Here is a 24,355-nt window from a genome sequence, read left to right as displayed (position 1 = left end):
CAAAATCGATCAAGATTTCGGACGAAATAGAAAAACAGGCAAAAAGAGGGGTTATTGTCTTTTTCGTGCAACTATTTCCTTTCTGTTTGCATCTATATAATAGTAAGCACTTAAAATATCTATCTTATGAAAACAACACTCTTATCAGCGATTCTATTTACCTTTTGTCTTTTGTCCTGTACAAATGACGATGGCGGGGATTTCGGAAAAGACACTCCGCGTTATGACATTCCGCTGTCAACTAAATCTGGTGAGATCAATACACAAGTACAAAGGTTTTCCTTCGACTTTTATCGGGAAATTGCAAAAGCGGAAAAGGATAAGGAAAACTTTTGTATCTCGCCTTTGAGCGCCAGCCTTTGCCTGGGCATGGTCCTGAACGGTGCGGACGGCAATACCTATACAGAGATGCAGAAAACACTCGGCTTTGAAGGTTTCACCAACCAGCAAATCAACGAGTATGTGCAAATGATGCAAACCGAACTACCCAAACTGGACGGGCGAACGATCTTCACGAATGCCAACAGCCTGTGGGTAAGAAACGGTTTTCCCCTGCTGCCGGAGTTTATCCAGACCAATCAGACCTATTATAATGCGGAAGTCAGCAACGAACCGTTTGACAACAGTACAGTGGAAAAGATCAACAGCTGGTGCAATCAAAAGACAAACGGGTTGATCCCGGAGATCATCGATAATATACCGGGCAGTGCGGTAAGCTACCTGATCAATGCAATCTACTTCAAAGGTCTTTGGAAATACGAGTTTAAGGAATCGGAGACGAAAGACGAAACGTTCTATCTGGCAAACGGCGGAATGGTAAGGGTTCCGACCATGAGGCAGACGCAAGGCCACAATTACTACGCCGATGAAGACGTGCAGGTCATAGAACTACCTTACGGGAACGGCGCTTTCAGCATGGTCCTTTTCATCCCGGCCGACCGTAAGAAAAAAGATATCGATAAAGTGATTGCAGACCTGGATGTGGAAACATGGCTCAACTGGAACGAAAATATGCATCCCGTTGAAGTAACGGTATATCTTCCCCGCTTCCTAATCAAGACAGAAAAAGAGCTGATCGAAACCATGGAAGCTCTCGGTATCCATGATGCATTCGACTCATTTAATGCAAACTTTGCCAATATGTCAACGGCGCATGACCTCTATCTTGGGCTGCTGAAACAGAAGACATACATCGAGCTGAATGAATCCGGCACGGAAGCGGCAGCCGTCACGATATCAGGAATAAGTACATCATCCGGAGGGCATTCCCAGCCCGCCGAAATCCGTTTCGACCACCCCTTCGGTTACGTACTGAAAGAAAAAAGTACAGGCGCCATCCTATTTGCAGGCAAAGTTGGGAAGCCGGAATGATTTTTCTTTCCTATATTTGTGAGGAATATAGAACAACTGCCTTATGAAAAAGAAATTAGTCGTGCTGACCGGTGCAGGGATGAGTGCCGAGAGTGGTATTTCGACGTTCCGTGATTCGGACGGACTGTGGGAGAAATACAGGGTGGAAGATGTGGCGACGCCGGAAGGTTTTGCCGCCGATCCGGAACTGGTGCTCAACTTTTACAATCAGCGACGCCGGGAATTGCTGAACACAAAACCCAACGCCGGGCATATCGGACTTGCCGAACTGGAAAAAGAGTTCGACGTCCGGATCATCACCCAGAATATAGATAACCTGCATGAACGGGCAGGAAGCAGCCACGTCATCCACTTGCATGGCGAACTGATGAAAGCCTGCTCCGTGCGCGACCTGAATACGACATACGATATCTCGCCCGAGAACCCCGACCTGCATATCGGCGACAAGGACCCGCACGGCGTGCAACTCCGCCCCTTTATCGTTTGGTTCGGCGAAGCGGTCCCGATGATCGATCCGGCCATCCGTCTGGTGGAAGACTGCGATATCTTCGTGGTGATCGGCACCTCGCTCAATGTCTATCCGGCGGCCGGACTGCTTAACTACGTCCGCCGGGGCCAGCCGATCTACCTGATCGACCCGAAAGAGGTGAAAGCTTATCGCAATGATATCCGGTTCATCCGTAAAGGAGCTTCGGAAGGCGTAAAAGAGTTAAAGGGATTATTACTGCAAAATCATTAATACGTTCTTAAAATCACTTACATAATAGAAGTAATTCATTGCTTTTCTATTAAATTTGCGGAGTAAACATATAGAATAAGTATTATTGAGAATGGAGCATAATCCGACGAAGATTCCTTCGCCCCTACTTTCCCTGGTTCCCATACTTGTTTTGGTAGCCCTTTTATTCGTAACAATACGCACGTTCGGCAGCGATGCCCTCAGCGGCGGAAGCCAGATCGTATTGCTTACAGCCACTGCTGTCTGCTGCCTGATCGCCATGGCATACAGTAAAGTGCGCTGGAAAGCGCTGGAACTGGCAATGATCAACAATATCACCGGAGTCGCAACAGCTCTGATCATCTTGCTGATTATCGGTGCCCTGTCGGGAAGCTGGATGATCAGCGGTGTCGTCCCGACCCTGATCTATTACGGGATGCAGATTATCCACCCTAACTTTTTCCTTACGTCCACGTGCATCATCTGCGCAGTCGTTTCAGTCATGACGGGAAGTTCGTGGACAACGATCGCCACCATCGGGATCGCCCTTTTAGGCATCGGGCAGGCACAAGGTTTCTCCGACGGATGGATTGCCGGAGCGATCATATCGGGTGCCTACTTCGGAGATAAGATATCCCCGCTTTCCGACACGACGATTCTTGCTTCATCGGTGACAGACACGCCTCTGTTCAAACATATCCGGTATATGATGATTACAACAGTACCCTCTCTGGTAATCACGCTTATCATCTTTACCGTTGCCGGTCTTTCTCACGAGGCAACGGCAACCGACCAGATCGCACAATATTCGGTAGCGCTCGACCGTACGTTCCATATCACACCCTGGCTTCTGATCGTTCCGGTCGCGACCGGTATTATGATTGCAAAGCGGGTTCCGTCTATCGTCACGCTGTTCATTTCGGCGGCATTAGCCGGACTCTTCGCCTTGATCTTCCAGCCACATCTGTTGCAGGAGATTTCCGGTTTACCGGTGCAGGACATGCAATCCAACTTCAAAGGCCTATTGATGACATTCTATGGCAGTACCGGGATCGAGACGGGCAATACGGAACTGAACGACCTGGTTTCCACACGCGGGATGTCGGGTATGCTGAACACCATATGGCTGATCCTTTGTGCCATGTGTTTCGGCGGGGCAATGGCGGCAAGCGGTATGTTAGGAAGCATCACGTCTGTGTTCCTCCGCTTCATGAAACGAACGGTCGGACTGGTTGCATCGACGGTTGCATCGGGGCTGTTCCTCAACATTTGTACGGCAGACCAATATATTTCCATCATCCTGACGGGAAATATGTTCAAAGATATTTATGAAAAGAAAGGTTATGAAAGCCGCTTGCTGAGCCGTACGGTGGAAGATTCAGTCACCGTCACTTCCGTACTGATCCCGTGGAACACCTGCGGTATGACACAGGCTACGATCCTCGGGGTCGCGACATTCACCTATCTGCCTTATTGTTTCTTTAATCTAATCAGCCCGTTGATGAGCATCACGGTTGCCGCGCTCGGGTTCAAAATAAAAAGGAAAAATGAAAAAGCTGAAAGTGTCGTTACTGGCTAAGGTCGTCATTGCCATTGCAGCCGGTGTTGTGTTCGGGCAGTTCCTGCCCGGCGGGATCGCCCGCATCTTTGTTACGTTTAATTCTTTGTTTGGGAACTTCCTGTCGTTCTCGATCCCGCTTATCATCTTAGGATTGGTCACGCCGGCCATCGGCGATCTGGGCAAAGGGGCAGGCAAACTGTTAGCGATAACGGCACTGATCGCTTACGGCTCGACTATCTTTTCCGGCTTCTTCACCTATTTCAGCAGCTCGGCCATCTTCCCGCATATCCTTCCGGTCAATGCGGAGCTGACCGCGATGGAGAACCCCGAAGATTTCATGCTGCAACCCTATTTCACGGTTGCCATGCCACCGTTGATGGATGTCATGACAGCCTTGTTACTCTCTTTCACGATCGGGCTCGGCCTTTCCTATATCAACGGGACTACTCTGCGGGATGCGTTCGCCGATTTCCAGAAGATCATTATCAAACTGATCGAGGTCGTAATCATTCCTTTGCTGCCGATCCATATCTTCGGTATCTTCCTGAACATGACGGTGAGCGGACAGGTATTGAGCGTGATCACCATGTTCCTGAAAGTCATCATCGTGATATTTGTCCTGCATGTGTTACTGCTGCTTATCCAGTTCTCCATAGCCGGAGGCGTCAGCAGAAAAAACCCGCTCAAGCTGTTAAAGAATATGCTTCCGGCCTATGCGACAGCCTTAGGGACACAGTCCTCAGCCGCCACAATCCCTGTGACATTAGCACAGGCAGTCAAGAACGGCGTGCGGGAAACAATCGCGATTTTCGTGGTTCCACTCTGCGCCACAATCCACCTGTCCGGCAGTACGATGAAGATTACGGCCTGCGCAATGGCCATCATGTATATGTCGGGCGAGCCGGTCACTTTCACGGCACTGGCCGGTTTCATCATGATGTTAGGCGTGACGATGGTTGCCGCTCCGGGCGTTCCGGGCGGGGCTATCATGGCGGCACTGGGTCTGCTGCAGAGTATGTTAGGATTTAATGAGACACTTCAGGCCCTGATGATTGCCCTTTATATCGCGATGGACAGCTTCGGCACCGCCTGCAACGTAACAGGTGACGGGGCGATCGCCATCGTTGTGGATAAAATAGCCGGCGAACCATCTGCTAACTAAAGATCGCACAACCTTTCCACCCCTTTTTCCCGCATCATGGTTGCGGCGATATGGGCGCAGGCATAAGCGTCCGCCATCGCATGGTGATGATAAGTCAGATCGTATCCGCAATGGGCGGCTACGGTCTGGAGTTGATGGTTGACCAGGAAAGGATACATCCGCCGGGACAGGCGGCAGGTGCAATAGAACTGATATTTGGGATAGGCCAGGTCGTAGGCAAGATGGGCGGCTTTCAAGCAACCCTCATCGAACGGGCTGTTATGGGCCACCAACGGAATATCCTGCAACTTGGCGGCGATACCGGCCCAGACTTCTTCAAAGTCGGGCGCATCGAACGTGTCCTGCATCGTAATACCATGCACGGCTGTCGTCCACCGGGTATAAAAATTCGGAGTAGGACGGACAAGGCTATAGATCGAGTCTATAACCTTGTTGTCCTCTACAATAGCAATACCCACACTGCATATGCTGCTGCGCTGGTTGTTGGCTGTTTCAAAATCGATTGCTGCGAATCTCTCCATTTGATATTAATAAGTTTAGATTCAGAATATTTGTTTCAGGGGCGAGGCTCTACCATATAATCTTTCTCCCACATCTCATAACGTGCTGCCATTTCCTTCACCTTTTCGGGATATTGTGCGGACAGGTCATGCATTTCGCTGCGGTCGTTATTCAAATCATACAGTTCCCAAGCCTTTTTGGCGTTAGGCCATACAATCTTCCAGCCGGAGGCATCGATCAGCGCCTTTTCGTTGAAATGCTCGAAGCAAAGTTCGCGGTGCCCATCGCGCACACCGGTCCGGAAGACCGGGAGCAGGCTCTTTCCTGCCAGCGGGAGAATTTTATTTCCATGATATTCTGCCGGATATTGGATTCCCGATATATCCAGGCAGGTTGCCATAACATCGATCACATGCCCCATCTGCGTATTAATAGAGCCTTTCGGTTGCTTAATGCCTTTCGGCCAATAAGCGATCATCGGGGTGCAAATACCACCTTCATACGACATCGCTTTCCAGTAACGGAAAGGCGTATTGGCTGCATTCGCCCAACGGGCACCGACTGAAGCATACGTAGTTTCCGGGCCGGGCATCACCTCTTTCTTGCGCGGATAGACGATCTTTTCGCCTTTGCGGGTTTCCGCCGGACGATCGTTCTCGCCTTCCGAATAGAGTTGGCAGTCTTCATTGCTGCAACCGTTGTCAGACATGAAAAGGATCAGGGTGTTATCCAGCTGGCCGGTCTCTTCGAGGGCTTTTATCACCCGTCCTATCTCCTGGTCCATCCGATCGACCATGGCAGCATGGACAGCCATCGCACGGGCATCCCATTCTTTATCGGGATTTTCGTCCCAGGAATCGGAGAACTGGCGCGGGGAGAGGAAATCGTCGGCATCGCCGAAAAGCTTCATCTTTTTCATGCGCTCGTAACGGGCTTCACGGATCGCCTGCCAACCGCATTTGTAGGTATCCTCGTACTTCTTGATATCTTCCGGCAGGGCATGCAACGGCCAATGCGGACAGTGGAAAGCCAGATACATAAAGAAAGGATTGTCCGAAGCGGCATACTTGTTTACATAAGCGACAGCCGTATCCGCCAGTGCGATCGTACTGTAGTAATCGTCGGGGACGGTATCCACCGGCTTGTCGCCACTGACCAGGCTGAAGGGGTCGAAATAATCGACCACGCCATAGATCGTGCCGTAACAATCCTTGAATCCGCGGTTCAGCGGGTAATTGTCTTTCGGGGCAAACTCATCGTGGTGCACCTGATGGGCCAGCCATTGCCGCTGGTCGGGGCGGAGGGGCGTTTCAGCCACATGCCATTTGCCGACCCAGGCGGTGTTATAGCCGGCACTGCCGAGCGCTTCGGCTATGGTTACGCCGTTGTGCGTCATCGTCCCCCGGTAGCCGGGTTTATGGTCATCGAACGTCATGCGTCCGATACCGGCCTGATGCTGATACAAGCCGGTCAAAAGCGATGCACGCGTCGGACAACTGCGGCTGGTATTATAGAAATGAGTGAAACGCAATCCGTTTTCGGCCAGCTTATTCAAATTAGGAGTCTGAATCTCCCCACCGTAACAACCAATGTCGGAGAAGCCGAGGTCGTCTGCCAAAATAACCAGAATATTGGGGCGGCTATCCTTTTGCGCCTGCAAAGAAGGCGCAAAAGAAGCCAAAAGGCCTAAAGAAGTGAAACTTAAAACACGTTTGTACATATTGATCTATTTTTATTTACTGAAATCTCGCGGAGCCGGAATTCCGGGAAGAGGCTTGCGGTTCTGAAGTTCTTTCATCACCTCTTCGATGGCCCGGTTCAACTGTTGGTCTTCACCGTTCCATTCCTTGATCGGGTCGTTATCGATCAAGATGTCGGGATCGACACCGTGGTTCTCGACAATCCAACTGCCGGTCTTCGGATCATAGCTGGTGAAGAAAGGCACACGGATATCCGTTCCGTCCATATAAGGCAGGGAACCGCTGATACCGATAATACCTCCCCAGGTACGCGTTCCGATCAGTTTGCCCAGTCCCAAAGCATGGAAGCCCCAGGGGAAGAGGTCGCCGTCGGAAGCCGAGTATTTATTGATCAAGCAAACTTTCGGGCCGACCTGTACGGCATCAGGCACTGTTCCGACGCGAGCAGAACCCCGGCGCATCGTCAGACGGTACGGTTCGCGCGCAAGGCGTTCGAGAATCATTGGCGAAACGTTACCACCACCATTCGCACGGTCGTCGATAATCAGTCCTTCCTTATCCAACTGCGGATAGAAATAGCGGGAGAATTCGTTCAATCCTTCCACACCCATATCCGGGATATAAATATAACCGATCTTGCCGTTCGAGGCTTTGTCAACTTTCTTTATATTATCCTGTACCCAGTTATAATGATACAAAGAGTATTCTTCTGCAAGCGGGCTGATCACGATCTTGCGGGCACCGGCCAATTGCGGTTTGCTATTGAGCGAGATTTCAGTCGGCACATCCGCCTTACCGACCAGCAAGGAATACATATCCTTCACACTGTTTGTCGGTACACCGTCGATGGCAACGATAAACTCGCCGGCCTTTGCTTCAATACCCGGTTCGGTCAGCGGAGAACGAAGTTCCTTGCTCCAGGATGCCCCCGGCAAGATCTTTTCCAGACGGAAGAAGCCACTTTTATCACGCGATATCTCTGCCCCCAACAAACCGGTTTTCACCCGTTCGGGGCGTTCCGTTTCGCCCGGATTCACATAAGCGTGGCCACTGCAAAGCTCGCCGATCATCTCACCGATGATATAGTTCAGATCCAAACGGGTCTTTGCATAGGGAAGCAATACGGAATATTTAGTCTTGACAGCTTTCCAGTCCACACCATGCATATTTTCGAGATAGAAGCCATCCCGGTAAGCACGCCATGCTTCATCGAATATCTGTGCCCATTCCTGCGGATAGTCGACTGTGATTTTCATATTCGACAGGTTGACGGGTTCACTCAGGTCTGCCTTACCGGAAGGAATATCCGTCACATAAAGCGCACCGTTCTTAAAGAAAACAGCCTTTTTGCTACCAGGCTCCACACCCATAGAAGCACCATCGGCAACAACTTCTTCTTTCTGTTTTTTCAGGTCAAAGACTTTCGTTCCGCCACGGCTTCCGTAATAAACTTTGTTGCCATCCGAATAGAAATTCCCATAATAGGAAGGATTCACCGGAAGTTTAATGATACGGTCCGTGATACCGTCGAAATCAATCTTGACTGTTGCAGTGGTGGCTTCTTCTTTCTTTGGCTCATCCTTTTTCTTCGCTGTTTCTTCTTTCGCAACAGCCACCTCGGCATCCTTTTCCATAAAAGGAGAAGGCGTATCTTTCGACAACAGCGCAAGATAGACACCATACATATTATTATAGACATGGTTCCATTCCAACGATCCGTATGTCGGATTGAAATCGCGTGCTGAAGCGAAAATCAGGTATTTGCCATCCGTGCTGAATGCCGGAGAAGAGGAGTTATACCATTTATCCGTCACCGGATATTCCTTCTTGCCGGCAATGTCATATACATATACGATGCTGTAATCATTATCGGCTGTACGGGTATAAGTCAACCAGTTGTTATCGGGAGAGAAGGTAACGCCGCGGGGTTCGCCCATCGGGTCCTGCAACAAAGTCGTCACTTGTTTGGAAGCGACATCCAACAAGTTTACACGGTTCTTACGATCCGTATAAACAATCTTTTTGGCATCCGGACTCCATTCGAAACCACGAATATAAGTGTCGTTATTCTTCGTCAACCGGATCGGTTCGCCTCCGGCAGCTTCCTGCATATAAAGTTCCGTTTCACCGGTTGCATCGGAGATATAAACGATATATTTACCATCGGGCGACCATTGTGCATCCCGGTCATGCGCTCCCGGCGAGCGGGTGATATTCTTCGTCACTCCTTTGTCGGCCGGCAGATTAAACACTTCTCCCCGGGCTGTCACAACCAGGCGTTCGCCATCAGGAGAAAGGCTTGCTTCCGTAATATAATCGGCTCCGTTTTTGATCTCGCTACGGGCGTAAACATTATCGGAAGTCAGCGTTATATTAACCTTTTCCGGTTTCTTGGCCGTAGCATCCATCTTATAAATATAACCGCCATTCTCGAAGACAATGGTGTTACCGTTCGCACTCGGGAACTTCACGTCGTATTCGGTAAAGTTTGTGACCTTGCCGGTTTGTTTGGTCTTCGTGTTATAGACAAAGATATTCATCGTCCGGTCACGGTCGGAGATATAGAAGATTTCATCTCCGATCCACATCGGGATAATATCCTGGGCCGGATTATTCGTAATGTTTTCTACTGTCTTCTTTTCAGGATTATAGATCCACACATCGTCGGCCATACCGCCTTTGTAGTATTTCCAGGTACGGAACTCACGCATCACGCGGTTATAAGCCAACTGCTTGCCATCGGGAGAATAACTGCAGAAGCCTCCTTCGGGAAGTGGAATCACATCGGATAGGCCTCCCTCCTTATCGACAGTAAAGAGCTTTCCCGTGAATCCGTCGCCGATACGGTTCCGGTACACGATCCGGCTACCGTCAGGCGTCCAGTTCATCACAATGTTATTCGGGCCCATACGGTCGCCCAAATCATCACGGCTATTAGTGGCCGTATAGGTCACACGCAACGGTTCTCCACCGGTTGCCGGCATAGTGTACACCTCCGTGTTACCATCATATTGACCGGTAAACGCAATCGTTTTGCCATCTGGGGAAAAACGGGGAAACATCTCATATCCCACATGCGAAGTCAGGCGTTGTGCTTCGCCACCTGTAGCCGGGACCTTGTAAAGGTCGCCTGCATACGAGAAAACAATCTCATTGCCGTTCGTAGCCGGGAAACGCAACAGACGTGCTTCGTCAGCCGCCATCAATAACGACGGGGCGCCAGCCAGAACTAATAAAGAAAAGATAAGTTTCTTTTTCATACCTACTATCGTTTAGTCTACCGACAAAGGTAAAAAAAGTAATGCTCAAAATATATTCCTGCGCAGATATTCCTTTATTTTCCACCACAATAATTGGCATTTACCGACGAAATTTGACCAAGCAGATAACGCTTTCCCCTCCCGTTCATAAAAATCAGGATCACAAACCAATATACATTGCCGGTCCATACTCGAATCGGAGAACAAATAAAAACGGCCATTCTTTAATAAAATACCCAAAGTCCCATCCTTCCGGATAAAACTAATAATATCCGAGAAATTTACTGCGCCGAATATGGAAAAAGAGAACGATGACTCTTGAAACTCTACATGATGCAAAACGACATAAGGACGTAATTGCCAAAAAAGTTCCGTAATATTGGCAGGCTCAAGCTTTTTCAAAAGAAACTGCACCCATTGTTCTTGGAGGCATGCAATAGATAAAGGCAATTCCATTATTTGCATAGGTTCTATCTGAAATAATCCCATATAGCCTCCAACAATTCCCCTATTGGATGGTTATATAAAGAAACGTGGGAATTAACGACATACACTTGACAAGGTACCTCGAGACCTGTAACTAGCTGTATATGATAATTACCCACGTTTTTATCTTGGATACACGAATGCACTTACACTCGTCTGTGTATAACAAGAAATAACGTGAACTAAATTCACATACTATCTGCTAGTTCTTCTGAAATTTCGAGGTTTCAATCAAGAGACAATATATAAACTTTGTGTTCACCGACAAAGTTGTACTGACGATAACACTTTACCGTTTTTACTGTACGCAACAAAGATAAACAGAAGATTTAATAAAATCATATATCTCTTCGTTTTTTTCCAGAAAAGCCTGGTTATAAACCCCAAAAAAGCCGGCTACAAATGGAATATTATCTATTCCATCGTAACCGGCTATCCTTGATTAATACCTATTATCCTATATCGATTAAATCAAAATATAAGCATTAATAATAACCTTCATTCTGCTCTTCACTGATCTCACCCACCGGATTCAGACGGTCGATATGCTTCTGCGGAATCGGACGAAGTTTATGATAGGGTTTGATATAGAGAGCATCCGGATTATATCTCTTCACCCAATCGTACAAAAGTTCGCAACGGTTCAAATCTTCCCAACGATTGATCTCACCCAGCAATTCACGGCCACGTTCATCCAGCATGAAAGCGACAAAATCACCTTGCAGATCAGCCGGAGTGACCTTCAACGCGTCATAAGTGCTCTGCGTATTATTTGTCCCGCCTTCAAACAGCCAGATCTGCTGGTCTTTCTGTTCGCCTTCTGCCCAGGCGGCACGCTTACGGACTACATTGATATATTCGGCAGCCTTGTCAAAATCGCCTTTACGACCGGCAGCTTCGGCAGCCAACAGGTAAGTTTCTGCCAAACGCATACGAACCCATTCGCGACCACCTTTTTCTTCACCGATGGAGGTACGATTATTATCCAGCCATTTCACTAAAGCCGGAAAATACCGGATAGAATGCATTTCACGCGGGAAATAAGTATAGTTATAATTGGCACGGAACTTACGCATCTCATTGCTGTTCGGATCCAATCCGGTCTTTTGCATCGTATAATAAATAGCCGTATCGCCAAGATGGAATTTCAGATCGCCGGCAACCTGACCTTTAGCCGGGTCCGGAGTGAAATAGACCGTACCGTCAAAAGAAAGCGGTTCCCACTTCGGTAATGTTTTCTCATTGTTTGCATAATAAACCCATTTGAAGCTCTTATAGAAACGGGAGTCGTGCAAATGGTCAAACAATTCTTCCATCGTTTTCTTCGTTGCGACATGGCGACGGTACGGACGTCCATTCTCTATATCACGCAACATACCCGGTTGGTCTTCATACCAGGATAACCAGAAAAGATGCTGCTTATTTCCGTCATTCCCGTTAAACAATGGGTTTGTCGTAAACTGTACTGCAAATATAACTTCAGAGTTTCCCTGGTTCTTAAGATCCCACAAAGAAGAGAAATTATCCATCAACTGATAAGCGCCACTGTTGATTACTTTTTCGGCGTAATACAACGTACTGTCCATATCCGTCGATTGCTGTCCGCGTGCGTCCGCGATTGCACTGCCACGTGTCAGATAGACCTTTGCCAGTAGATGAGAAGCCGAATAGCAGGTTGCACGTCCTTTGTTGGCTACTTTATCAGGTAGAGCCTCTGCCGCATTACGCAGGTCACTGATAATCTGTTTATATACATCTGCGACTGATGCCCGCTTGAAATCCGTACGAATATCGAAACTGCCTTCGGTTACCAAAGGAATACGTCCGAAATGCTGAACCAGATCGAAATACAGAAATGCGCGGATAAACTGCATTTCAGCATAACCCTTGCTCTTCACGCTTTCCGACAGGGATGATTCCATTATTTTCTGCATGGCAATATTCGCATCACTGATTCCTTTATAGTGGTTTGCCCACAGGTCGTATAAAATATCCACATCCGGATTCAGCTGCGTAGCGTATTTGTTGAACGATTCGCGATAGACGCCATCTTCACCTTCCGTAAAGAGGTCCGTACCCAACTCATTCAAGACATTATAGCGTTCACCACCTACGCCCCAACGCAGGAAACCGTATGCCGCGATAATAGCCGCATCGACGCCAGCCTCCGTTTCATAATAGTCATAAGACATTACCGGAGCATCGTCTTCACTCAGCCAACTGCTACAACTGGAAGTTGTAAGCATCAGGCCTGCCAACATATAGCAATATATAGATTTCATTTTCATTCTTTTTTTATCAGATTAATTACAAAGTCAGATTAACACCAAAGATCCAGGAACTTACGCTCGGCGTTCCGTAACCGCTACCACCCGTTTCAGGATTACCGGCCGCATTCATCTTGGATGCTTCCGGGTCGATACCTGAATAGCTTGTGAATACAAACGGATTCTGGGCGGTAAAGTAGAAACGAAGTTTCTCAGCCATGAACTTCTTGGATATATTCTTCGGCAGCGTATAACCCAAAGTCATCGTCCTGATACGCAGATAGTCTGCCTTTTCGTAATACGTAGAGGCAATATATACCGGACGTTCTTCGTCGACACTCGGACGTGGGTATGCGTTAGTCGGATTGTTCGGAGTCCAATAGTCAACCTTCAGGCCACCGTTACGACCGCAGTGTTCCAATGCATACGTATCGTTGTAAAGCATTGCACCGAAACTTGCATACAGGAAGACAGACAGATCGAAACCTTTATAGTTGAAAGTGTTCACCATGCTGGCAATCAGTTTCGGACGCGGGTTACCCAAGATTTGCTTGTCTTCATCCGTAATCTTATGGTCGCCATTCACATCCTGGAGTTTAATGTCACCCGGTTTAATAGCAGTACCATTGGCGGCATACTTTGCCATCTCAGCCTGATCTTCCGGAGTGTCCTGCCAGATACCGATTTTCTTATAATCGTAATGAACATTAATCGGTTGGCCGATAAACCATTTGCTACCGACATCATCAAGTTTGCCGTTATACAGCTCTACAATTTCTTCCTTGTTGGAAGACAGCATCAAATCCGTAGTCCACTGGAAATCTTTTGTATCGATGTTCAGCGTATTCAAAGAAACTTCAATACCCTTGTTACGAGTCTTGCCGACATTTGACAAAACTTCAGGGAATCCGGACACAACCGGCAACTGACGTTTCAACAGCAAGTCATGTGTATTCTGCAAATACAAATCGATCGTACCATTGATACGGCCTCTCAGGAAACCGAAGTCGACACCTAAATTCCACTGGTCGGTCGTTTCCCATGTCAGCAAGTTGTTTGCCATTACATTAGGAGCATATCCGATTGTTTCAGTCGAGCCATTGTCGAACGGATATTTCACAATACCCAGATTACCTCTGGTCTGATAAGGTTCTACAGCCGAGTTACCGGTCTTACCGAAACCAATTCTCAGTTTCAGGTTATCCATCCAATCGGCCTTTTCCATAAAAGATTCATCACTGATACGCCATGCCAGAGCAGCAGAAGGGAAAAGCACCCACTTGTGACCGTCGGCCAAACGGGAAGAACCATCGTAACGGGCAGAGACTGTCAGCAAGTAACGACCTAAATAGTTATAATTGATACGTCCCATGAAAGAAGCCATATTCCATTTCACCATACTACTACCGATATTGTTAATCAGCAACGCGGAAGAAACATCATAATATTTCAGGACATCGGAAGGCAGATTTTCAACTCCGATCTTATTGGTTTCTTTCTGGTCTTCCTGAACAGACTGCAGTAAGGTTACGCCCAAAGTATGTTTATCGTTGAACGTCTTATCATAGAACAACATATTTTCCAATGTAAACATGGTGTACTTTTCGGTTGCATTTGACGCAGAAGAAGTACTGCATGCACGGTTGGAAGTACGGGCAGAATAGAATTCGTAGTCCTGCACGGTGCGGGAATCGATACCCAAGTTCGAACGAAACTTCAAACCGTCTACCGGCAACTTGACATCCAGGAAGTAGCTTCCTAAATAGCGGGTTGTTTTCAACGGATGGCTCACGGCTCCCGGCTCGAGGTTCATCAACGGGTTGTACACATTATAAGTACCCGGCATTTCGATCAGCTTGCCATCATCGTCGCGCAATGTTGCCAACGGGCTCAAACGCCAGCTTCCGGCCAAGCCGCTACCACGATTCTGGACAGAGCGCGAATACTGTGTCTGCGCACCGATCTTCACATATTTATTGATTTCATGGTTCAGGTTCAAACGGATCGAATAACGTTCATAATCTTCATCCTTAAAAAGACCGTTATTCTTGTTGTAAGTGGCTGAAGCCAGGAAGTTCGTGCGGTCGCCACCACCACGGATACTCAACTGATGGTCAGTGATCATACCTGTACGTGTAACCTCATCCATATAGCTCGTAGAGCGTACACGGGAAGGATCGTAAACGCCATTTTCACCCCAGCCCATCATCACAGACTCCATAATCGTCGCATCGCGGGTGAATCCCGGGCAGATCAAGTCCTGATCCCTGGAAGGAACATCCGAATTGTAACGAATGGAAGAGTTGCTCGTATTCCGGTAAGACTCACGGGTATATTCCGCATATTCGGCACCGGTCCACAGATCCAGTTCATTCAGGATCGTCTGTGCTCCGACATAACCGTTATAGTCAATCTGAGTCTTACCCGACTTACCTTGCTTAGTTGTGATCAGGATAACACCATTTGCACCACGAGCACCATAGATCGCAGTTGCCGATGCATCTTTCAGCACTTCCATAGATTCGATATCAGCCGGGCTGATTTCTCCCATACCGCCGGTAACGGGCACACCGTCGATCACATACAACGGATCATTGCTGGCCGTAATGGAACGTTTACCACGAATCATCACGCTCGGCGTCGCTCCCGGAGACCAGTTGGAATTGGAAACCACGACACCCGGAATACGTCCTTGCAAAGCCTCCGAAGCCGTAGAAGTCGGGACTGCCGTAATTTTAGATGCACTAACGGAAGCGACAGCTCCGGTCAAGTCTCTTTTCTTTACCGTACCGTAACCGACCACAACAACCTCTTCCAGGCCTTGTGCATCTTCCTTCAACAAGACATCGACCTTGTTGCTGCCGGACACTTTAATGTCCACCGGAAGAAAGCCGATATAAGAAACTGCCAGTAAATCGCCGGGAGCGGCACTGATCGAGAAATTACCGTCCATGTCGGTAATCGTCCCGTTGGTCGTACCTTTCACAACAATGTTTGCACCGGCAACCGGGAAACCCGATTCGTCGACAACCACACCCGTGATTGTTTTGGCCGGCTGGCCGGAGGATTTAGCTTTACCCGCAGCCTTGACAATCACAATTGTCTTGTTGCTGACTTTGTAGGAAAGTCCTTGTTTATCCAGCACCTGGGTCAACACATCCTTTAAAGGACGGTTGGATGCGGAAACTACGACATCGGGGTTTTCACTTAGGATAACATCCCGATAGACCACTGAAAAAGAAGTTTGAGTTTCAATCTTATTGAAAAACTCTTTCAACGTGACATTCTGCAAATTCATCGAAACTTTTTGCGAAATGTCCTGCGCATACATTGTAGAACAGAAGAAAAGGAGTACAATACTCCAAAACACTTGCTTCATGATTGTATAAGTTAGACTTAAGTTTATAATAAAACTATTAAACAATTGATTTTAAAAACACTCTCTTTTACTACTTTCCGTTTCATTTCATTAGCATATTTATTTTATATTAGACTTATTGATTGTCACATTGTTTCCGGTAATCTCATAACTAAAACCGTACTGCATTTTTAAGGCTTCCATCACATAAGGCAATTGCTCGTTCTTAAAAGAACCGGAGATCCGGTCATTGGCGATATCCGGACAAAGAAGTTCGACCTCCACGCCATACCAGCGTTCGATCTTATGCAGCACCGAACTTAGCTTCTCCGACTCGAAAACCAAATGGTTCTGTGTCCAGGCTGTTTCTTTCACATTGTCCGTATGGTGAAAACTGATTTTCCGGTTGTTCTTGGAATAGATGGCTTTCTGGGAAGGTTTCAAAAGAAATGATTCCAAAGGATTGTTGGAGTCAAAAAGACGGATAGAACCTTCCACCAGAGAAGTCTCTATCTCATCGCATTCCTTATAAGAACGCACATTAAAACTTGTCCCCAACACTTCGATGTTCAAATCTCCGACCTGCACGACAAACGGGTGTTCCCGGTCTTTCGAAACATGGAAATAGGCTTCCCCTTCCAGGCAGGCAACGCGTTTCCCTTTTACATATGTATAAGACAATGAACTTTCTGAATTTAATTTGACGGTACTTTTATCCGGAAGCGTCAACAGTACTTTATTTCCCACCGGAGCCTCAGCCAGAAAAGGAGATTCCGGTATTTGCCGCTCATAGAGAAGAGTTATATTCCAGATAAAAACGGATAAAACAGCAGCAACCGCCACCGCAACAGACAGGCGACGCCAACGGACAGACCGATAGTTTTGAGGATTTATTTGCTCACGAAGTGTCCGGCGTATCTTCTGCTTACGGCTGGCATCCATCACCGGATAGTCGTTATTCTCATTCCAATGCGCTTCCATCCTTCCGGACAGTTCGTTATCCGGAAGGTGATTCAAGGACTCCTTGAAGTCCCTGAAAGCCTTCAGATCGGTCTTTCCGTTTAAGAATTGAGAATATAATTTATTAAATAAATCGGTCATAATTTATCGATTGTTTATAGTTACACGAAGAAGTACTCAAATAGTACCAGGCGTTTTTATATGTTCTAAAGCATATCTTTTATCTCCCGTCAAAAAAGTTTCACCACCGCACACAACTTGAAACTAAAGTTTCAACTATTTTCTCTGCTTGAAACAAAAGTTTCACCGTCATGGAACTTTTGTTTCATCAGCAAAGAACTAAAGTTCCGTGCCGTGAAACTAAATGAAGAGTGCAAAGAGGAAATTGTATTTCCGCAACTCCTCACGCAAAACCTTCAAGGCGGCGGATAAATGGTTTTTGACAGTCTGTTCGGACAGCTCCGAGAGGGCGGCTATTTCGGCGTTACTCATTCCCTCCTCGCGGCTCAGCTCAAAGATATTCCGCTGGGCAGGCGTCAGTTTTTGTTTGGCGATTGCTAACTTTTCAAGGAAATCATCATAATATATTTTCTCTACTGAAGTGTTATCCAATAAGTTCTCATCCTCACAGAAGCGGATATAATCTTCAAATTCAGGGCGATTGATTTGCCGGCGGAAAGCATCTATCACATGGTTTTTCGCGATGGTGAACAACATGGATTTGAAGGAACCTTCCACAGACAAAGAGGCACGTATGTTCCAAAGTTTGAGGAATGTCTCCTGCACGATATCTTCCGCCTGCACCGCTGATTTTGTATGTAGCAGGGCAAATCCATACAAAGAATCGGCATACATATTATATAATGTATCGAATGCCTCATATGATCCTTTCCGAAGTTTTTTTATAGTATCGCTATGTATGGATGTTTCGTGCATATTGTACCGTCTGCTCCGCTTTTAAGACTGTAAAGATAGAAATAAACTACTAAACGATTACTATTGAGCTTATTTATATCTTTTTTTACAATAATACCGTATCTTTACACCCATTAAAAAAACACGAAGTATGAAATCTTTATTAATCCTGACCTCAGCACTACTATTTACTACCAATGTGCTGGCCGAAAATGATCCGTTATGGATGCGTTATCCGGCTATTTCTCCGAACGGTGAAATGATAGCCTTTACCTACAAAGGCGACATTTACACGGTTCCGGCAAATGGTGGCAAAGCTACCCAGTTGACAACCCATCCGGCTCACGACACACGCCCGGTCTGGTCGCCCGACGGCAACAAGATCGCGTTTGCATCGGACCGCAACGGAAATTTCGACATCTTTGTGGTGGATAAGGAAGGAGGAACGCCGAAACAGCTGACTACGCACTCTGCAAACGAATATCCGGAAACGTTCAGCGATGCCAATCACATCCTCTACTCAGCTGCCATCCAGCAGGATGCCAAAGACAGCCAGTTCCCGTCCGGACAGTTTCCGCAGATTTACCGGATCAGCTTGGACGGCGGTCGCCCGGAGCTCTACTCTTCTCTTGCCATGGAAAGCCTGTCGCTGAATAAACAAGGCGACAAACTGCTTTATCAAGACAAAAAAGGATACGAAGATCCCTGGCGCAAGCACCATCAGTCGTCTATCACACGCGACATCTGGCTGTGCACGCTCGGACAGGATCGTTCCTTTAAAAAGATTACGACTTTCCGCGGGGAAGACCGCAACCCGGTATGGACAGCGGACGGCTCCGGCTTCTACTACCTGAGCGAAGAAAAAGGAAGTTTCAACATATTCAAAAACGACCTGACGGGTAAAAACAGCCGCCAGATCACAACCTACACGACTCATCCCGTCCGTTTCCTGACTTCGGACAACAACGGTAACCTGTGCTACGGATATGACGGCGAAATCTATACCGTAAAAGAGGGAGCACAACCGAAGAAGATTGATGTCCGCATCGTTTCCGACAAAGTTGAGAACGACCTGATCCACCAGCTCAAGACAAGCGGCGCGACCGACATTGCCGTTTCGCCGAGCGGGAAAGAGGTTGCCTTCATCGTCCGCGGCGACGTGTATGTGACTTCCGTCGATTACGAAACGACCAAACAGATCACCAACACCCCGCAGCAGGAACGCGACCTGGATTTCAGTCCTGACGGCCGTTCACTGGTTTACTCTGCCGAAAGGGAAGGAACTTGGGGAGTCTATCAAAGCAGCCTCGTACGCAAAGACGACAAATATTTCACGTATGCGCAGGAGTTGAAAGAAGAACCGTTGGTGGTAACGGGCCAGACCTCTTTCCAACCGATGTATTCGCCGGACGGCAAAGAGGTTGCTTTCCTCGAAAACCGCACGACCTTGCGTGTTATCAACCTGAAAAACAAACAGATTCGTACCGTTCTGGACGGCAAATACAACTATTCTTATTCCGATGGTGACCAGTATTACCAATGGTCGCCCGACAGCAAATGGTTCCTTGCCAAATACATCGACATCGGCGGCTGGAACAATACGGACATCGTGCTCGTTAAAGCCGACGGCAGCGGTGAAATGACAAACCTGACCGAAAGCGGTTACTCCGACAACAATGCCAAATGGGTGCTGGATGGAAAAGCCATGATCTGGTCGTCCGACCGTGCCGGTTTCCGCAGTCATGGCAGCTGGGGAGCAGAAGACGATATCTATATCATGTTCTTCGACGCCGAAGCATACGACAAATTCCGTCTTTCCAAGGAGGAACAGGCTTTGCTTGACGACGAAAAGGACAAGAAAGACGAAGATAAAGACAAAGACGCAAAAGACAAAGACAAGAGCAAAGACAGCAAAAAAGATAAGGATAAAGACGCCGACAAGAAAAAGGACGACAAAGACAAACCGGTCGAGCCGCTCAAATTCGACTTGGCCAACCGTAAGGACCGCGTTATGCGCCTGACGGTCAATTCGTCATTCTTAGGCGATGCCGTCCTGACTCCGAAAGGCGACAAACTGTATTACTGCGCCGCTTTCGAAGACGGTTACGATCTGTGGGAACATAACTTCAAGGAAAACACAACCAAGCTGCTGATCAAAGGTGTCGGTGGCGGCACGATGTTCTCCGACAAGAAAGGCGAAAACATCTTCCTCATATCGAGAGGCCAGTTGAAGAAAATCGAAATCAAAGACAGCAAGACGAAGCCGATCGCATTCAAAGCCGAATTTGCTTATCGCGCGGCCAAAGAGCGCGAATATATCTTCCACCACACCTGGCGTCAGGTATTGGAGAAGTTCTACGATCCGGCAATCCACGGCATCGACTGGGCGGGATATGAAAAAGCGTATGAAAAGTTTCTTCCGCATATCAACAACAATTACGACTTTGCAGAAATGCTTTCCGAAATGCTGGGCGAGCTGAACGGCTCTCATACAGGCGCACGCTATTATTCTGCATCCTCGGCTCCGGCAACAGCCAGCTTAGGTGCTTTCTACGATAACAGCTATACGGGCGACGGATTGAAGATCATGGAAATCATAGCGAAAGGTCCGTTGACACAAGCCGATACCAAAATCAAACCGGGCTATATCATCGAGAAGATCGACGGCACAAGCATCAAGGGAGGTGAAGATTATTATCCGTTGTTGAACGGAAAAGCGGGCAAGAAAATCTTATTGTCCGTCTATAATCCGGCAACCAAAGAGCATTTCGAGGAACAGGTGAAACCGATCACTTACGGCGCACAGTCCAACCTACTATACAAACGTTGGGTGGAACAGAAACGCCAGATGGTCGACAAGCTGTCAAACGGCAAAATCGGTTATGTGCACATACAAGGCATGAACAGCCCGAGTTTCCGCGAAACATATTCCGAATTGTTAGGCCGTTGCCGCAACAAGGAAGCTGTAATCGTCGACACACGCCACAATGGCGGCGGCTGGTTGCACGAGGACCTGGCAATCCTGCTGAGCGGGGAAGTTTACGCCAAGTTCACTCCGCGCGGACAGTTCATCGGTAACGACCCGTTCAACCGTTGGACCAAACCGTCGTGCGTATTGATGTGCGAAGACAACTATTCCAACGCACATGGTTTCCCCTGGACTTACAAGACTTTGAAGATCGGCAAACTGATCGGCGCACCGGTGCCGGGAACAATGACTGCCGTCTGGTGGGAATCACAAATCGACCCGACGATCGTCTTCGGTATCCCGCAGGTCGGTATGCAAGATATGCAAGGCCGCTACCTCGAGAACCAGGAACTCGAACCGGACATCGAAGTCTACAACTCTCCTGAATCCCAACTGAAAGGCGAAGACCGTCAGTTGGAAGAAGCAGTGAAAGAGATGCTGAAAGAAGTAGGCAGCAAATAACAAATGAGAAAGGGATGTTCTTGGCGGGACATCCCTTTCTTGTCTTAAAACTTTCCCCGGCTACATTGTTTTATCAGCAGGAAAATCATATCTTTGTATTATTCAGAATCCTAAAGACCATTCGATCATGAGCAAGGTTTATCCAGTTGGAATACAGAACTTCGAAAAGATTCGCAAAGACGATTTTTTTTATATTGATAAAACAGCCTTGGTTTATCAATTGGTTAAAAACGGCAACTACTATTTCCTCAGCCGCCCGCGCCGCTTTGGAAAGAGCTTACTTATCTCCACGCTCGAAGCCTATTTTGAAGGGAAACGCGAACTCTTCGAAGGACTTGCCATTGAAAAACTGGAAAAGGACTGGGTGAAGCGTCCGGTCTTACATTTGGATCTCAACACACAGAAATATGACAGTCCGGAAAGTCTGGAACATATCCTCAATACAACTCTCACAGGATGGGAAAAGATTTATGGCACCGAGCCAACCGAAATCGGACTGGCCTTGCGTTTTCAAGGTATTATCCAAAGAGCCTATGAAAAGACAGGGCACCGTGTGGCGATTCTTGTAGACGAATATGATAAACCCATGTTGCAAGCGATTGGTAATGAAACGTTACAACAAAGTTTCCGCAGTACGCTGCAGGCTTTCTACAGTGCATTGAAAAGCAAAGATGGTTGTATCAAATTCGCCTTTCTGACAGGCGTCACCAAGTTTGGCAAGATCAGCGTATTCAGCGCATTGAACAATCTGATGGACCTGTCGATGTGGAACGATTATGTCGCCCTGTGCGGTATTACCGAGCAAGAATTACGTGACAATTTCAAAGAGGGAATTGAAGAACTGGCCAAAGCACAACGTATGGCCGACGAGGAAGTATGTGCCGTACTGAAAGAGAACTACGACGGTTATCATTTCACGGAAGACAGCATCGGCATATACAACCCGTTCAGCCTGTTAAATACTTTCGCCAAGCGCCGGTTCGGGAACTACTGGTTTGAAACAGGAACACCTACTTATCTGGTGGAATTGCTTAAAATACACGACTATGATCTGCACCAAATGGCGCATGTGGAAACAGATGAAGATACCCTGAACAGTATCGATTCATCCTCCACAAACCCGATCCCCGTCATTTATCAAAGCGGATATCTGACAATCAAAGGATACGACCGACGTTTCGGAACTTATCGCCTGGGCTTTCCGAACCGTGAAGTGGAAGAGGGTTTCATGAAATTCCTCCTCCCTTTCTATGCCAACACAACAAAAGTCGACACTGCTTTCCACATACAGAGATTTGTTCGTGAAATCGAAAGCGGCGATTACGACTCTTTCTTCCGCCGCCTGCAAAGTTTCTTTGCCGACACGCCTTATGAATTAATCCGTGATCTGGAATTACATTATCAGAACGTTCTTTTCATTGTCTTCAAGCTGATCGGGTTCTATGTAAAAGCAGAATATCATACTTCCAATGGGCGGATCGATCTGGTTTTACAAACGAATGATTTCATCTATATCATGGAGTTTAAACTCAACGGAACCGCCGAAGAGGCCCTCCGGCAAATCGACGAAAAGAATTACGCACAGCCTTTCGCCTCCGATCCGCGCAAACTGTTCAAGATCGGAATCAATTTCAGCAATGAGACAAGGAATATCGAACAATGGATAGTGGAGTAAGAAAATAAAGACATCATCATACAAATAATGCGCGAATTGCTGGATAAGCACTGTATCTGTATAAGAAGGTCCTGACTTGTCAAGATCGCCTGTAAAATGGTATTGCAGTGCTTCATGGGGTTATTGTGCCGTAAAGGAAGGAACCACCCGGAAGATAGAACGAGCGATACGGGATGTGTGCTCCTTCCATACCTACCCGCTGTTCATGTCACAGCCGTGAAACAAAAGAAATCCAACTGTAACATAGAAGGAAGACAGTTGTGACATAGAAAGAATACAGCCGTAACTGACCTTTCCTGAAATCAGTTTACAGATTAAACAATTATAACTAAACTCAATTTACATAACAAAGATTAAAACCTAAATTAGGTTTACACTCTTTTTGTTTATTCCTACTAAAGGCATTACATAAACCACCAGCTTGTGAGAGACGGGCAAAGTTAGTAAATAAAGATGACCCACCCAAAAACTCATTGCTCTGGGAACGCCTTAGCGGCAAGGGAGTGGAGCACCACTCCCGACGAGCGCTGCTATTTATATGTAAGCAAGTGGTTGAGCCTTTCGCGCAGGATAATAATTCTTCCATTTCTTTGTCAGCACTCCCTTTTGATTATAAGCCTGGTCGGGCGTCAACCAATTATTACTGGCGTGCGGCCTTTCGTGATTATAGAACTCTATGGCAGGGAGCAGGACAGCTCGTATATCATCTTCATTTTTAAACGTATACAAGGATAACCATTCTTGTTTCAATATGCCATTAATACGTTCTGCTACCGCATTCTCTAATGGATCCCCATGTTCCGTCCGGCTGACCCGTATACCATACTGGGTCAACAGATCCATATATGCGAAATAAGTATACTGGATACCTCTGTCCGAATGATGGATTAATCCAGCCAAAGGGCCTCCAGACTTCTTTATCGCTTGTTCTAACGTTTCTTGTGCATTCTTATATTTCAATGAAGAAGAGAACGTCCATCCCATTATCCGA

Annotated in this window: 15 protein-coding genes; 6 read left to right on the top strand and 9 right to left on the bottom strand. The window is 47.3% G+C overall.

Annotated elements, in window-relative coordinates; genetic code table 11:
* Positions 1-126: 126 nt before the first annotated feature.
* From DWU89_RS18390 to DWU89_RS18375, 4 genes are all read left to right on the top strand, one after another.
* Complete coding sequence (locus DWU89_RS18390; protein ID WP_115501092.1) at positions 127-1,371, top strand: serpin family protein; 1,245 nt, start codon at positions 127-129, stop codon at positions 1,369-1,371.
* A 43-nt stretch (positions 1,372-1,414) separates the two neighbouring features.
* Positions 1,415-2,110: an SIR2 family NAD-dependent protein deacylase gene (locus tag DWU89_RS18385; RefSeq protein ID WP_115501091.1), complete on the top strand. Its 696-nt coding sequence runs from the start codon at positions 1,415-1,417 to the stop codon at positions 2,108-2,110.
* A gap of 91 nt (positions 2,111-2,201) precedes the next feature.
* Positions 2,202-3,668: a Na+/H+ antiporter NhaC gene (gene nhaC / locus DWU89_RS18380; protein WP_115501090.1), complete on the top strand. Its 1,467-nt coding sequence runs from the start codon at positions 2,202-2,204 to the stop codon at positions 3,666-3,668.
* Positions 3,637-4,812: a dicarboxylate/amino acid:cation symporter gene (locus tag DWU89_RS18375; protein ID WP_115501089.1), complete on the top strand. Its 1,176-nt coding sequence runs from the start codon at positions 3,637-3,639 to the stop codon at positions 4,810-4,812. The genes nhaC and DWU89_RS18375 overlap by 32 nt, the downstream gene beginning before the upstream one ends.
* Here the strand turns inward: DWU89_RS18375 and DWU89_RS18370 are convergent.
* The 8 genes from DWU89_RS18370 to DWU89_RS18335 all read right to left on the bottom strand — a co-directional run bounded on the left by DWU89_RS18370 (position 4,809) and on the right by DWU89_RS18335 (position 18,280).
* Positions 4,809-5,333, bottom strand: a complete 525-nt coding sequence (locus DWU89_RS18370; RefSeq protein ID WP_115501088.1) for a 3'-5' exonuclease — start codon at positions 5,331-5,333, stop codon at positions 4,809-4,811. The two genes, DWU89_RS18375 and DWU89_RS18370, sit on opposite strands and share 4 nt — an antisense overlap.
* A 35-nt stretch (positions 5,334-5,368) precedes the next feature.
* Positions 5,369-7,033, bottom strand: a complete 1,665-nt coding sequence (locus DWU89_RS18365) for an arylsulfatase (RefSeq protein ID WP_115501087.1) — start codon at positions 7,031-7,033, stop codon at positions 5,369-5,371.
* 12 nt (positions 7,034-7,045) lie between these two features.
* Complete coding sequence (locus DWU89_RS18360) at positions 7,046-10,273, bottom strand: S41 family peptidase (protein ID WP_115501086.1); 3,228 nt, start codon at positions 10,271-10,273, stop codon at positions 7,046-7,048.
* 45 nt (positions 10,274-10,318) lie between these two features.
* A complete protein-coding gene (locus tag DWU89_RS18355) occupies positions 10,319-10,729 on the bottom strand; it encodes a hypothetical protein (RefSeq protein ID WP_115501093.1) in 411 nt (136 codons plus the stop codon).
* A 515-nt stretch (positions 10,730-11,244) separates the two neighbouring features.
* Positions 11,245-13,047 (bottom strand): RagB/SusD family nutrient uptake outer membrane protein, encoded by a 1,803-nt coding sequence (locus DWU89_RS18350; RefSeq protein WP_115501085.1) that lies wholly within the window; start codon positions 13,045-13,047, stop codon positions 11,245-11,247.
* Between the two features lie 19 nt (positions 13,048-13,066).
* A complete protein-coding gene (locus DWU89_RS18345) occupies positions 13,067-16,405 on the bottom strand; it encodes a TonB-dependent receptor (protein WP_115501084.1) in 3,339 nt (1,112 codons plus the stop codon).
* A 99-nt stretch (positions 16,406-16,504) separates the two neighbouring features.
* Positions 16,505-17,485, bottom strand: a complete 981-nt coding sequence (locus tag DWU89_RS18340) for a FecR family protein (RefSeq protein WP_115501083.1) — start codon at positions 17,483-17,485, stop codon at positions 16,505-16,507.
* Between the two features lie 219 nt (positions 17,486-17,704).
* Positions 17,705-18,280, bottom strand: coding sequence for an RNA polymerase sigma factor (locus DWU89_RS18335; protein WP_115501082.1), 576 nt, complete (start codon positions 18,278-18,280; stop codon positions 17,705-17,707).
* A 130-nt stretch (positions 18,281-18,410) separates the two neighbouring features.
* Between DWU89_RS18335 and DWU89_RS18330 the strand changes: the two genes are divergently transcribed.
* Both DWU89_RS18330 and DWU89_RS18325 read left to right on the top strand, forming a co-directional pair.
* Positions 18,411-21,689, top strand: a complete 3,279-nt coding sequence (locus tag DWU89_RS18330; protein ID WP_115501081.1) for a S41 family peptidase — start codon at positions 18,411-18,413, stop codon at positions 21,687-21,689.
* Positions 21,690-21,816: 127 nt separating this feature from the next.
* Complete coding sequence (locus DWU89_RS18325) at positions 21,817-23,364, top strand: ATP-binding protein (RefSeq protein WP_115501080.1); 1,548 nt, start codon at positions 21,817-21,819, stop codon at positions 23,362-23,364.
* Positions 23,365-23,898: 534 nt separating this feature from the next.
* Here DWU89_RS18325 and DWU89_RS18320 read toward each other — a convergent pair.
* A partial coding sequence (locus tag DWU89_RS18320; protein ID WP_147292146.1) for an integrase core domain-containing protein occupies positions 23,899-24,355 on the bottom strand: 457 nt, incomplete at its 5' end.

It is taken from the genome of Parabacteroides acidifaciens (genome assembly GCF_003363715.1).
GTDB classification, from domain to species: domain Bacteria; phylum Bacteroidota; class Bacteroidia; order Bacteroidales; family Tannerellaceae; genus Parabacteroides; species Parabacteroides acidifaciens.
This window is presented reverse-complemented; position numbering and strand designations above follow the sequence as displayed.